Raw genomic sequence first — 14,801 nt, 5'->3', positions numbered from 1 at the left:
ACCCTTTTTTGATCTTAGACGCAACAGTGATTATTCACTGATTCTTTTATTCGGTACCACCCACAGTCAGTGAGTCTAGTTTTAAGGTTGGCTGACCAACGCCAACCGGAACGCTTTGCCCTGCTTTACCACAAACCCCTACGCCACGGTCAATACTCAGGTCATTACCTACCATAGAAACTTGTTGCATTGCTTCAATGCCTGAACCAATCAGAGTCGCGCCTTTTACTGGACGCGTGATCTTACCATCTTCAATGAGGTAAGCTTCTGATGCTGAGAAGACAAACTTACCGGAAGTAATATCCACTTGGCCTCCACCGAAATTCGGCGCGTAAAGACCTTTCTTAACCGTTGAAATGATCTCTTCCGGCGTATGTTGGCCTGGCAACATATATGTATTCGTCATGCGCGGCATCGGCAAGTGTGCATAGGACTCACGACGGCCATTACCGGTCGGGTTAACGCCCATCAAACGAGCATTGAGCTTGTCCTGCATATAGCCTTTCAAAACGCCATTTTCGATAAGTGTATTGTACTGACCTGCAATCCCCTCATCATCGACATTCAATGAGCCACGTAAGTCTTTAAGTGTACCGTCATCGACAATCGTACACAGTTCTGACGTAACCTTTTCTCCAACTTTGCCACTAAATACAGATGACTCTTTACGATTGAAGTCGCCTTCTAAACCATGGCCTACCGCCTCGTGCAGAAGCACACCGGGCCAACCAGAACCAAGAACAACAGGCATCGCGCCTGCAGGTGCAGCATCGGCTTCTAAGTTAATCAGAGCCATACGAATCGCTTCATCAGCAAACTGATAGGCAACTTGAGATCCATCAAGCTCGGACAAGAAGAAGTCATAACCAAAACGGCCACCACCACCCGCACTGCCTCGTTCACGACGTTCACCTCGCTGGGCAAGAACACTGATTGATAAACGAACTAATGGGCGAACATCTCCTGCATATGTACCATCTGTCGCCGCCACCAGCATTTGCTCATGAACACCACTGAGGCTAATGGAGACTTCTTTGATCAAAGGCTCTTTCGTTCGGATATACGCATCTAGTTCTTTTAGAAGTTTGGTTTTCTGCTCTTTTTGCCAGCTTTCTAACGGGTTAACAGCACCATAAACCGTTTGGTTATCTGAACGCTTAAACGCTTGAACCTTGCCATTTTGGCCTTGTTGAGCGATACCGCGAGCGGCAATAGCACTTTGCTTTAAGCCTTCTAGTTGAATCTGATCAGAATAAGCAAAGCCCGTTTTTTCTCCGGTCACTGCACGTACACCAACACCACAATCAATATTAAAAGAACCATCTTTAATAATGCTATCTTCTAGTACTAGAGACTCGTGCCAGCTTGATTGAAAATAAATATCCGCGTAATCGATCTGACGCGTCGCCATACTTGCTAAGGTATCAGCAACATCCTGCTCCGTAAGGCCAGCTGCCCCCAGCAATGCATCTTCTACATGATTAATTGTCATACTTCGCTCTTATACTTTTAATTGATTGTGAAACCTAGTGTGCTTAAGTACTGGCATTGCTGTTCTTAACTCATCAACTTGGCTAAGATCGATATCAGCCACTAGGTTTTGGGGTTGGTTACTTAAACTGGCTACCACTTCCCCCCACGGAGAGATCACCATCGAGTGTCCCCACGTTTCTCGGCCACATGGGTGAACACCACATTGATTGACTGCAACGATCCAACTCTGACTTTCTATCGCCCTTGCACGAAGCAACGCTTCCCAATGAGCTTCTCCTGTCACAGCCGTAAAAGCCGCAGGCACTATAATTAGATTGGCTCCGCGCTGCGCCAACTCACTGTAGAGTTGCGGAAACCGGACATCATAACAGATTGTTAGCCCCAAATGAGCAACAGGTGTCTCGAGTGACACAATCTGTGAGCCCGGAGTAAAGGTTTCAGATTCTCTATAACGACTGTGACCATCCGCCACGTCCACATCAAACATGTGTAACTTGTCATATTGAGCTTTACATTCGCCACTGGGGTCGAAGACTAACGTCGTTGTACTCACTCCATGCGTACGACGAATCGGCATGCTTCCTACCACTAACCAAACTTTATGTTGTTTCGCTAGGCTCGCAAAATGACGCTGCGCAATACCATCCCCTAAACGCTCAGCGTTATGATGATAGTCAGCGCGATTGCCAAACACCACGCAGTTTTCTGGGGTAATCACCATCGACGCACCTGCTTTCGCTAGTGCGGCGACCTGGGTCTCAATATTGGCCAAATTAGCCATCACATCAGGCCCAGATGTCATTTGAATTAAACCGACTCGTTCCATGAGTATCCTTCTCTACTCCAATGCTTCTCTTAACGTTTTTGGAAGCTTAAACTCGCCTTTACTACGCGAAAGCTCATTAACTTCAGGTGAATCCAAAGGACCTTTCACTTCATAATTAACTTGAGTAAACACTTCCACGACGGGAGAAATAACCGTCGTAATAGCTAATACGTACAAAGCCGTTTGAGGCGTTACAGCGAAGGCCGTTAGTACAGGAATACCAGAGGTAATATCAGGGACAAAGTTAACTTCTGCATCCACGGTTCGACTGTTTAAATTAGCAAGGCCGCGAATCGTCATTTCACCCGCTACCGCATCCATCTTGATATCATTGGTCAAGAAGACACCATTCTTAATCTGACCACTACCCGTAATGGAGTTAAACGCCATCCCTTTATCAAAGACATCGGTGAAGTCGAGCTGCATTTTACGAATGATGGAATCTAAGCTAAACAAGCCCAGTAACCTTGCAGCACCACTAACATCTGAAATCATCCCTTTACCCAGTTTTGTACTCACATCTCCCTGCAAAGAGCTAACCTTCATCGACCAAGGCGCACCATCCCACTCGACCGAAGAACGCATGTTAAATGGAGCGCGTTGTATGCCAGATGAAATACCAAATCGCTCCATCACATCACTGTTATTTTCTCCGGACATTTCAACGTTTAGAGAGGTATGACTGCGCGAGTCCGTAAGCTGCCATCGCCCACTCATTTCTGCCTTGTTGGTGCCACTTTCGAAAGAGAGTTTCTTCCACTCAATCACATCCCCCTGACGCTGTACGTCCATATGTGTTTTGCCAACCTTGTAGCCTTGAAGCCAAAAATCATCAATGGTCAATGTAATATTAGGCAACTGCTGATGGAACGTACGATCAAACTCGCTGATTAAAGGACTATCTTTTGCTTCAGGTTCAAATAAAGTCTTGTCCTTGTATTCGTTATCTAGCGCGGGGATGTAAAGATGCAAACGCTCAAGCGCTACAGATAAGTCATAGGGAGCTAAATAGTTCGCCTCACCAGATGCCTCTTGGCTATCTAAGTTCATGTACCAAGCTAAGCCTTTTTTCTTAGCGGAGAAATCGACATCATTCCACTCAATACCTGCTAAGGTCATCTCTTTGGCATTCAATTCAATACGCTGAGGCATGGGTATCTGTGGAGTATTCATCGAACTCAGCGCAGAGAGAGCTTTAGGTTCCGGCATATTAAACAATTCAATCCAACGATCCAGCTCAAAGCGGTCTGTGCGAATTTGAGCTTGATGGCCAGCCACAGGACTGATTTTAAAACTGCCTTTACCTAGAACTAAATTGGTTGCTCTTAATACCGGAGTATCAGGACGAATATCAATTTCAGCTTGATACTTTAGGTTCGGCAACTGTAGTCGTGCCGTAATACTCTCTTGATTACCTGATGCCTGTAATCTTGCCTTACCTGATTGCTGACTCTCCTTATTCAGCGGATACGGGTAATCACTCGTTACCATTCGGAGATCAGCAGTCGTATCAATTTGGTAGGTAAAGCCAACGTCATTGAGTTGGATATCGATTCCCATCCGCCATGGCGCATGACCTTGCAAAGGGTCGGTCCACTTAGTACCTATATAAGGACCAATCGGCTTTATGTCCCAATCACCAACAACATCAATATCTACGCCATAGCCTTGACCAACATTTTCACCAGAGAAATCAATCGCCACATCTTGCTCAAGTAACTGAGCAGATAACCCTGCAGCCTTAACAACATCATTATCAAACTCAATTCGACCGCTCACATTAGCCAAACTCATTGGCGGCGTTTCAATCTCAACTCGGCTGTCAGATAGATCGGCATATCCCCATGCCCTTGCATCAAGATCGCTATCGAATGGAATCTTAAGTTGGAAACTCGATGTTACAGGACCTTGAACTTGCACAGCAGTCAACGCCGCACCCACTGAGTCAACCAATGGTGTTGTGTTCATGTAGTCGCGTACCGCATTACCTTGTGCAATGGCACTGGCTTCAATCTCAATGTGCCCACCTTCAGCCAACTCAGGTATACGCCCAGTGATTCGTTTCGCTTTTACGTTCTGTAACGTTGCACTGCGTGAATCCAAATACATAGCGTCATTTTGGAACAATAGATCGAGCTGTAAGTCCGTGATTGGCGGCCAGGCGGTATCGAAGCTGAACTTCGCTTCTTTTAGTCCGACCCAGGCTTGAAACATGCCGTCGTTGTTCTTATATGGGAATTGAGCCAACTCGCCATACCACAGCAATTTAGAGGTGTTAACCTTGCCCGCTTGAATTGCGGTAGAAAGGTAGTCTGTCAGATCTCGACCTAATGCTAACGCTGGCAAATAACGCCAGGTTTCACCCGCATTGTATAAATCCGCTTCCGCATAAAAAGACAAGAAAGGGCTACTTTCTTTAGGGAAATCGAGTCGAAATGCGCCTAATACTTGCAGATCTGGGGTTGCGGCAGTGACTTTGTCTGCCCACAAACGCCAACCTAAATCATCCTGTTGCCAAACAATATCGACCGCCCCCTGTTTAATGTTGAGCGGAGCTTGAAATACCTCGCCATACGGCAAAGTATCATCAATCAAATTGAGTTTAGCGCGCGCTTGATCCCAACTGCCATTGACCACAGCGGAAAGGTGATGCACTCCAGGCAGCAACTCCCATTGTGATATGGAGCCATTCGACAATTCCGCGGAGTACTTCAGGCTCTCGATATCATCGCCCATTGAAATGCGAATATCTTCAACCAATCCACCAATCGCTAGGGTTTCAAGTAACTGAGTCATCTGCATCGATTCAGGTGCGAGCTTTACAAATGGCGTCACTGCAGCGATATCAAGTTGAGAGATATTCAAACGCCAGAGCTTTGGCTGCCAATCAAATGCCATGTCCAACTCTGGCCACTGGGTATCGTCTGTGCGCAAATCGAGTGAGTGAGCATTTACTTGCCAGCCATTTGGGGTTGGCTCTAATTCAAAGGCACCTGATTCAATCATCAATTCATGGCGCTGACCTTCTTGCCAACTTAACTCAGAGGCTTCTAGTTCTAAGTAAGCGCCCACTGGCTTAGAATGTTGCAAAGTTAACCATGCGTTGAAGCTTAGTTGTCCTTTATCAATGCCCGTTTCTGTTTTGAGGTATTTCGTCAGCCAAGGCGTCACCAAGACATTTTGCGCGGAGACGTAGAACTCCCCACTGACGTCATTAAGCGAACCATAATCCACAAAGTTCGCTTTCACTTTCGCAGAGTTAATGCTGCTATCAGCAAAGCTAATCTCGCCATCGGCTAAGTGATGGCGACCATTGTTTTGCCAACGTAACTTCGCAATATCAAGTTGACGTTCCGTGCCATCAATCCCTTGAAATAAAATCGTTGAGTCTAATAAGGAAAAATCATCAAGCTGTCTTAACAACAAAGAATCCAGTTGATTGATGACATTCTGCTGAGAGCCTTTCGGTTCAAGTACCGGCTTGTCTTGCTCGTTCCTAACCGCTTCAACGGATGTAATATCGAGTGCCAGTTGGTGGATACTAAGGTCTGCAACGACGGGTTGTTGCTGTAAGATCGATTGGAAGAGGTCAAGTTCAACCTCAACCTTATCTGCACTGAACGTAATTCCACTACTTTTAGGCGTATTAACATGGATGTTTTGCAGCGAAATCGATGGGTGGGTATTACGCCAAAAACCATTGATTTCAGCGATTTCTAGATCAAAGCCTGTACTGGTACTCACCCAGTTCTTAATCGGATCTTGAAAGTGATTAAGTTGCGGTAGAGTAATACGTAAAGCCGTCACAGCGATGGCAAGTAAAACCAACGCAGTAACGACTATCCACAATACAAATCTTGCTATACGAGTTGTTGCTGAGCTCACATACAACCTTTACATCATAACGACATCAAACTGCTCTTGAATATACAAAGGCTCAGCTTGAATCTTAACTTGCTTACCAATGAACACTTCCAGTTCAGCCAGAGCGTGAGACTCTTCACCATGAAGCGTATCTGCTACTGCTGGTGAGGCATACACTACAAATTTATCAGCATCATATGCACGGTTCACTCGAGTGATCTCACGCAGAATCTCGTAACACACCGTTTCAACCGTTTTGACACTTCCACGCCCTTCACAAGTTGGACACGTAGAGCAGAGAATATGTTCAATACTTTCACGAGTACGCTTACGCGTCATTTCAACTAAACCAAGCTGAGTAAAACCATTAATGTTAGTTTTTACCCGATCTTTATCGAGAGCAGCTTCTAACGAAGTGAGTACACGCTTACGATGTTCATCAGACGCCATATCAATAAAGTCGATGATGATGATACCACCTAGGTTACGCAGCCGAAGTTGACGAGCAATCGCTTGTGTTGCTTCAACGTTAGTGTTGAATATCGTCTCTTCAAGATTACGACGCCCAACAAAAGCCCCAGTGTTGATATCGACCGTCGTCATTGCTTCAGTTTGATCGATAATGAGGTAACCACCCGATTTAAGCTCTACCTTACGCTCCAAAGAACGCTGGATCTCATTCTCGGTGTCGTACATGTCAAAGATAGGCTTATCACCTTCATACAGCTCTAGCTTCTCAGTAAGCTCAGGCACATATTCAGAGGTAAATTCTTTCAGGTTTTCAAACTCCTGACGTGAGTCCACCAGAATCTTAGTCAACTCAGTACCGACAAAGTCACGTAGGATGCGCTGAGAAAGACCCAACTCACCGTACAAAGTTGAACGGGTCTTGTATTTAGCACGACGCTCCATCACCTTCGACCAAAGACGTTTAAGAAAAGCTGCATCTTGCGACAACTCTTTATCCAACGCACCTTCTGCCGCGGTACGAATGATAAAGCCACCATTTTCATCGCAATAATGGCCAACGACTTTCTTCAAGCGATTGCGTTCATCTTCGCTTTCAATACGCTGCGAAACACCGACATGACTTGCTCCAGGCATGAAGACTAAATAACGAGAAGGCAGGGTGATGTCAGTGGTTAAGCGAGCGCCTTTCGTTCCAAGTGGGTCTTTAACCACCTGAACGACGATATCTTGCCCTTGACGAACAAGCTCTGAAATATCTCGGACTTGGAACTGCTGTTTTTCATTTTCAGCAACACATTCGGTATGCGGCACAATATCTGACGCATGTAAGAAAGCGGCTTTATCTAATCCAATATCAACAAAAGCAGCCTGCATGCCCGGTAGCACACGACTCACTTTACCTTTATAGATATTACCAACAATGCCACGTTTAGCTTCACGTTCTACATGGATTTCTTGTAGGGTTCCCCCTTCAATCATGGCCACTCGAGTTTCACTCGGGGTCACGTTGATCAGCAACTCTGCACTCATGAGCGCACCTCAATTTAAATTATAAAAATTTTTGCAGCAGCTGGTCAGTTTCAAATAGTGGAAGTCCTACCACTGCGTGATAGCTTCCTTCGATACGAGTAACAAAACGCCCACCGATTCCTTGAATACCATAACTACCAGCTTTATCGCATGGCTCACCTGTATGCCAATATTGTTCTACTTCATTTTCTGACAAGGTTTTGAACCACACATCGGTCGTAACAACGACCGTCTCTTGTTTTTCTTTGCTCACAACGGTGACCGCTGTCATTACCTGATGCGACCTACCTGACAACATCATGAGCATTTGCTTGGCATGTGCTAAGTCTAGAGGCTTTTCCAGCACTTGGTTGTCACATACCACGATTGTATCGGAACCCAATACCACATTATCCGGTTGCTGATTTAACGCAGCCAAAGCCTTATCTTGTGACAAACGGGCAACGTATTGCTCAGCCTGCTCACCAGCATGCTGAGACTCTTCTACATTAGTAACCAAGATCGTAAATGGGTAACCAAGCTGCTGTAATAGCTCTTTACGTCTAGGAGAGCCCGATGCCAATATCAATGATTTACCCATAGTTATCTCACATGCCAGTGACGTCTGATACGACGCATAAGAAGGAACATCCAAGGCCACAAAATACAGTTAATTAGCCCACTCCATAGCGAGACTGGATTAAATGTAACATCTTGAATTAGGTACTCACCACCGAAGATCAACACATCTAATAACATTGAAAGCAGACCAATAAGAATCGCTTGTTGCCAAAGCGCCATATTGCGTATCACAAGAAAGTTCAACGCAGCAAGGTAGACAACAATCGACATCATCATGCCACGGATCCCCAAGGTCGAACCTAGAAGTAAGTCCCATAAAAGGCCCAGCAATAAAGCGCTGCCCACGTTAACACGATGCGGCAGAGCCAGTACCCAATAGCAGGTCACCAAGAGAAGCCATGATGGACGAATAAGATCCAGTGTTCCTGGCCATGGAATGGTTTGCAAGGTAAGAGCAATCAAGAACGAGCATAGAATGACGATTCGCCCTTTAAAGATACTATTCGCCATTCGTCACTACCTCTTGCATATTTTCCGGCGCTGCTTGTTGAATTTTCTCCTGGCGCGAGTCACTTGGCCAGATCAACAGCAGATAGCGAAGTCGCTCAAAATCGACCACAGGCTCAGCTTCAATCAAAGCAAACTCTCTAGCGTTATCTCGCTCTACGTTCGCAACATGGGCAACTGGATACCCTTCCGGATATACCCCACCAAGTCCGGAAGTAAGCAGTAGATCGCCTTCCTGAATGTCCAAACTAATTGGAATATGATCCAAATTAATTCGCTCCATGTTGCCACTGCCTGATGCTATAACACGGATATCATTACGAATCACTTGAACTGGAATTGCACTTAGGCTGTCTGTTAGGAGCAACACTCGGCTATTATGAGCCGAAACAAACGTTACTTGGCCAACAATGCCTTTTTCGTTGGCAACAGGCTGGCCAACATAGACACCATCGATTTGGCCCTTATCAATAACCACTTGGTGACGATATGGTGACGTATCAACAGCCATGACTTCGGTTACTACTTTACGCTCATCGCGAACAAAAGAAGAACCTAGCAGTTTACGCAGGCGTATGTTTTCTTCTCGATATTGGTCAAGAAGAAGGAGGTCATTTTTAAGGCGCAAGACTTCTCGTTTAAGAGAGTGATTACTTTCCATGAAGTTTTGACGAACATTGAATCGCTCGTAAGCTCCATCAAACATCACACGAGGGACATCAGCCAAGTACTGAATCGGAGCAACCATGCTATTCAGAAAGTAACGTACTTGAGCAAATGCACCTAAACGACTATCAGCCAGCATAAGGCTGGCTGATAAAATAACGGCAAAAAACAGACGTAATTGAAGTGAAGGTCCTCGGCCAAAAATAGGCTTCATTGAATATGAGTTCCTTATCTCTATAACCCTAGTTTTCCACTAGGCACTACGATTATTCTTCGCTAAATAGATCGCCACCGTGCATGTCGATCATTTCTAAAGCTTTACCGCCGCCACGAGCAACACAAGTCAGAGGATCTTCTGCAATCACAACAGGGATACCCGTCTCTTCAGTCAGTAAACGATCCAGGTCTTTCAGTAGAGCACCGCCACCAGTTAGAACCATGCCGTTTTCTGAAATATCAGAAGCTAGCTCAGGTGGACATTGCTCTAGAGCAACCATAACTGCAGACACAATGCCCGTTAAAGGCTCTTGTAGTGCTTCAAGAATTTCATTCGAGTTTAGGCTAAAGCTACGAGGTACACCTTCCGCAAGGTTGCGACCACGTACTTCAATTTCTTCTACTTCATCACCAGGGTAAGCTGAACCGATTTCATGTTTGATCTTTTCAGCTGTCGCTTCACCGATCAAACTGCCGTAGTTGCGACGCACGTAGTTGATGATCGCTTCATCAAAACGGTCACCACCGATACGAACTGAAGATGAGTAGACCACACCATTTAGTGAGATAACCGCCACTTCTGTGGTACCACCACCAATATCAACCACCATAGAACCTGTTGGTTCTGATACGCGAAGACCAGCACCAATTGCCGCCGCCATTGGCTCATCGATAAGATAAACTTCTCGAGCACCTGCACCTAATGCTGATTCACGGATTGCACGGCGCTCAACTTGAGTCGAGCCACATGGAACACAAACCAAAACTCGTGGGCTTGGTTTTAGCACGCTATTGTCGTGTACCTGTTTAATGAAGTGCTGCAACATTTTTTCTGTCACGTAAAAGTCGGCAATAACGCCATCTTTCATTGGACGGATAGCAGAAATGTTACCTGGCGTACGGCCTAGCATTTGTTTTGCAGCGTGACCTACAGCAGCGACACTTTTGCCTGCGCGGTTACGGTCTTGACGGATTGCAACTACTGAAGGCTCGTCTAGGACAATGCCCTGTCCTTTAACGTAGATAAGAGTATTGGCAGTACCTAAATCGATTGATAGGTCATTTGAAAATATGCCACGAAGTTTTTTGAACATATTCTTCGCTCGTCCTGAAAGAATTATAAGATAGAAAATTGCACTAAATGTACCAATGCCTTGCCGCTACAGCAAGGCATTGAAGTGTAAACATGGGCTGAAACCCGCAATTTCTAACAGATTCCTAACGATAGGCAGATAAATAACAAAAATTACTGTCCAATTAAGCCAGGCTCACCTCGGAAGATCACTCGATCATTACCGCGATATATACCAAAAGTCACCACCGAAGACGGATCCTCATCACCCAGACCTCGCCAATCATATTGAAGCCACGGTTGATTAAGGCTATTACCACACCCTGTTGTAATGCCATCCGGACGTTCACCGCCTAATCGCATCCAAAATTGGACTTGTTCACGGACAGTATGAGAGCTGTCAGGCTCAGCTCGTACAGCATCACTTTCACCAGAAGTAACATGTTCCCAAGGGGCCGAATCTGAGCCACTCAGCGCTGAGCCTGAAGTCGTCCCAGAAGGCCACACGGTCTCTTTGCATACATAACTGGTTGACGTTGCTAGCTCAGAGACACTGTCATCAGTATTCACTTCAAACGTATTACCATTCCAAAACTCAACTCTAAGCGGGACTTCAACGCTGCTTGTCGTACTAGTGGTGGCACTATGTAATACCAAACGACCGTAACGCGCTGGTGGTTGACTTGGCAGATTTTGCTCGGTAACAGCAGCAAGAGGATCAAAAGAAGCAGGATCGCTCGCTGGCAATAAATTCAAACCAAACTCAGTGGCCACCGAAGAAGCGCTCCCCGTGTTAAATGGCCCATTAGCCGCAGTTCGCGAGGGTGTTTCAGAAACGTAATTACGTGCCAGTACTGCGTTGCTGTCACTCACTAACCAATGAGATGTTCCATCTCCTGCTGCAGACCAACCGCCACTCGCTAGATCCAGCGTCAATTCATTCGGAATATTACTATCTTGCTTAACACTGAAGCTGGCTTGCAACGCACTGGCCAACAAATGATAGTTACTTACTGGGGTTGTTGATCCCAAAGGATAAGGCACGACCTCTATCTCAGCACGGTTATAGGCTTGATCCAAATACGCGATCCCCCCTTGGCCAACAACAGCTTGCCAATCAGAGCGAGTAATATTGAAACTTGCGGGATAGAAGCGACCAATTTCTGCAGTTACTCCCGGAATATTAAAACCCGATTGTGATAGATAGTTATCTTGTCCCGCAGAAATCGCTAGAGTCCCAACATCAGTCCAATTTAAGGCTCGCGATTGATTCACTTCTGACTGAAGTACCTCGACACTTAGACCGTCCAAAGGTAATCCATCAAGTGATAAGCTCCCTAAAACGCCTCCGGAAGGGTACGCCACGGGCAGCTGTTGCAATACTGACTGAGCGATATAGCCATTATGAGTGAAGTAACTGGCCGTTGTCGGAACTCCACACAAACTGGTCGCCTTCAATCCCGAATTAGGTATCCCATCATTATTACTATCTAAACTTGATTGCCAGTTAAATGCCTTAAGGTAAACGTCCACATTGGAGCCTGCGCTCGCAAGACCGCCGGTTGCTTCAGTAGTATTGTCAGGCAGCGCCCCATTTTGTGCACAGAATGTGGTGGCAAAGGGACGAAAGTAAAATCGCTCTGTTGAAGTCAGGTTTTGAACTCCCGTATCACCCGTTCCGGTCAAGTCGACAATCCCTGCATCATCAAATCTCAGTTTTAACGAGCCATCAGCCGCGGCTTCTGTCCCACCAGCCACCCCATCTCTAAAGGTCAGTGGTATACGAGTATTTGCTTCTTCCCAAGGACGATTATTGTATGAGATCTGCATCCGACTAGAACTACTCGCAGGCAGCTGCGTTGTTGAAAGATCGACAACGACACTTCCGTCAACGTCAATGACTCTACAATTGAGTTGGTTCCCTGAGCCTTGCGCACCACGCACCATCACTCGAAAAGGAAATTCACGCCCCGCAACCTGATAAAAGTCGTTACCGTCTACACCATCAGACGGCACGATACTCGCGCTTTGGGCAAGAAAAACGTAAGGTCCCGCCGACTCAGTTAAGCCCTCGCTACTGACGTTTGCAGTGATGTTATAATCATTAATAAACTTGCTGTGAATAAAACCTCTAACTGTCGCAGGGGAACCATTCGGAAAGACTGCATTGTAATCATGGTCATTCTTACATTGGGCCGTTGTCATGTTGCCATCAGGACTCCAACAAGCGTAATCCCGACCTGAAACAGGGAAAGTTTCGACGAACAAACTTTGCCCTTCCCCATCCACAACATTTCCGGTATCAGCATCAATCAAAGAAAAATCAATTGGAATACCATCACATGCTAAACCAGAAGCTGTTAGCGGAGTAATTTTTAGCGCCAGGTTCTTCGACTGGTCCTGACATAAGTGCCTTTCATTGTAGACATCTAATACTTGCGCAGAAGATAGGGCAGAACTGTACAATTGCACTTCATCAATAAAGCCATCAAACCCTCGATAAGCTTGGTCTTGACCAATCTGGAAAGGCATCGTATTTGTCAATAATTTCGGCGTTAGAATAGGTACATAGTAATAAGAACTCAGTTGTCCATTTATGTACATTTTCGCTTGAGTGGGACGATTGGCATCATAAGTCACCGTAACGTGAGTCCATTGATTCAATGGCACGGTCCGAGCACTGTATAGGTTATAAGCAGGATAACCAGAGGTATTCACCTGCCAGTACCAATAGATATAACCACTCGAAGTCAGATGAAACTCATAGTTAGTATCTTTCGTTACAATTGACGCAAGATCGGAGGAAGGGTAACTCTTGGGATATATCCATGCTGAAACAGAGACTTCTTCACTCATACTTAACTGTGAAGAATGAGGAACTTCCACATATTGGTCACTAACACGAGAAAAATCTCCATAACCACACGTGCCAAAGCTATTGGCATCATTAGGCCAAGCAGGTAAATCAACCGCACTCGTGACTCCATTGACAGCGGTACCATGATGGTTGTTGCCAGACGTGTCCTTCACCTCGCCACTATTGCCAGACCAAGACTCTTCTAGATGGAACTTCGCAACAGGCGAAGGCGTGGGATCACTAAAACAGGCACTTTGACCGACGATAGCACTGTGTTGACTAGGCATCGTCAGCTCAGGAGTTGAAACTGCGCCAAATACATAAGTCCCACTTCCTATTCGGACATGGTTAGCCGAAATCAGAGCGTGAATATCAACAGCGCTCACTCGATCTCGAAACCACACATCGCCTTCAGGCGCATTTATCCATAGTGTATCTGTCTCCGTTTCTTGAGTTTCTACATCGACTGAAGCACCAATGTAGACAAAACCTCTATCTGACGGTCGAGCTGCGTCTACTACAATTTTCAATTGAACATCACTACCAAACTCTAATTTGGACCCTGGCGCCAATACAGAGAGTTTATGATGTAAGTACCGACCGGGAGCAGTAAAATCTAATGTAGCAGCAGCGTTTGCAGTAAAGTCTTTAACAATATATCCAGGGGTGAGTTTTACTCTCACTTCATAATCGTAATATGTATTGTTGATGATGAGGTTGCTAAAGTTACCGGTTACGGTCAAGGTTACTTGCTTTTGAGCATCATCGATATTGACCGTACACCAACTACCACAATTAACATTATCAAAATCACTTACCGTTAAACTTTTGTTCACTCTTGAAAAATCATAGGTCGTGACCGTTGGCTTACTGCCTTTGTCGCTCGTTGCCCCAGCCGAACAAAAACCCGCCTCACAACTGGTGAATTGACTGTAGTCGATAACATTATCAAAAGGTACGAGTAGCTTCGTTTTTGAGCTGCCACACTCCCACTCCGAATCACCACAAGCCCTAATATTGTCAGTAACAAAGCTCTCACTCCAACCGGCAATGTAATAATCCAGGTGAGGTGAATTGATGGTTTTCTGCTGGTTAATCGTGAGCCTGCTTGTGGTTGATTGCCAGCCTTGAGCTGGATTAGGAAAAGTACGGCACATCTCCGCAAGGTCAAGAGCAAGCAAACTCGGAGAAAACAAACTAAGCGCAAAGACTAATAGCAGCTGTAACAACCTAACCAT

General features: G+C 45.7%; 9 protein-coding genes. All 9 read right to left on the bottom strand.

The annotated features are described in order from the left end of the window. Positions 1-46 precede the first annotated feature (46 nt). The gene (gene tldD, locus AC4MRV_RS08600; RefSeq protein WP_491187019.1) at positions 47-1,492 is read right to left on the bottom strand and encodes a metalloprotease TldD; all 1,446 of its coding nucleotides are present in this window, start codon (positions 1,490-1,492) and stop codon (positions 47-49) included. 9 nt (positions 1,493-1,501) lie between these two features. Further along, positions 1,502-2,320, bottom strand: coding sequence for a carbon-nitrogen hydrolase family protein (locus AC4MRV_RS08595; protein WP_491187018.1), 819 nt, complete (start codon positions 2,318-2,320; stop codon positions 1,502-1,504). 12 nt (positions 2,321-2,332) lie between these two features. Then, positions 2,333-6,205: a YhdP family protein gene (locus tag AC4MRV_RS08590; RefSeq protein WP_491187017.1), complete on the bottom strand. Its 3,873-nt coding sequence runs from the start codon at positions 6,203-6,205 to the stop codon at positions 2,333-2,335. A gap of 9 nt (positions 6,206-6,214) precedes the next feature. Beyond that, positions 6,215-7,684, bottom strand: coding sequence for a ribonuclease G (gene rng / locus AC4MRV_RS08585; RefSeq protein WP_491187016.1), 1,470 nt, complete (start codon positions 7,682-7,684; stop codon positions 6,215-6,217). Between the two features lie 19 nt (positions 7,685-7,703). Continuing rightward, positions 7,704-8,264, bottom strand: coding sequence for a Maf family protein (locus AC4MRV_RS08580; RefSeq protein ID WP_491187015.1), 561 nt, complete (start codon positions 8,262-8,264; stop codon positions 7,704-7,706). Between the two features lie 2 nt (positions 8,265-8,266). Continuing rightward, entirely contained in the window at positions 8,267-8,755 is a 489-nt protein-coding gene (gene mreD, locus AC4MRV_RS08575) for a rod shape-determining protein MreD (RefSeq protein ID WP_491187014.1), read from the bottom strand. Continuing rightward, positions 8,745-9,632, bottom strand: coding sequence for a rod shape-determining protein MreC (gene mreC / locus AC4MRV_RS08570; protein ID WP_491187013.1), 888 nt, complete (start codon positions 9,630-9,632; stop codon positions 8,745-8,747). The genes mreD and mreC overlap by 11 nt, the downstream gene beginning before the upstream one ends. Positions 9,633-9,684: 52 nt before the next feature. After that, the gene (locus tag AC4MRV_RS08565; protein WP_004747218.1) at positions 9,685-10,728 is read right to left on the bottom strand and encodes a rod shape-determining protein; all 1,044 of its coding nucleotides are present in this window, start codon (positions 10,726-10,728) and stop codon (positions 9,685-9,687) included. Positions 10,729-10,880: 152 nt separating this feature from the next. Continuing rightward, the gene (locus AC4MRV_RS08560; protein ID WP_491187012.1) at positions 10,881-14,801 is read right to left on the bottom strand and encodes a LamG-like jellyroll fold domain-containing protein; all 3,921 of its coding nucleotides are present in this window, start codon (positions 14,799-14,801) and stop codon (positions 10,881-10,883) included.

Source organism: Vibrio sp., assembly GCF_984391705.1.
Note: the sequence above shows the minus strand (reverse complement) of the source record. Positions and strands in the feature narration are given on the sequence as shown.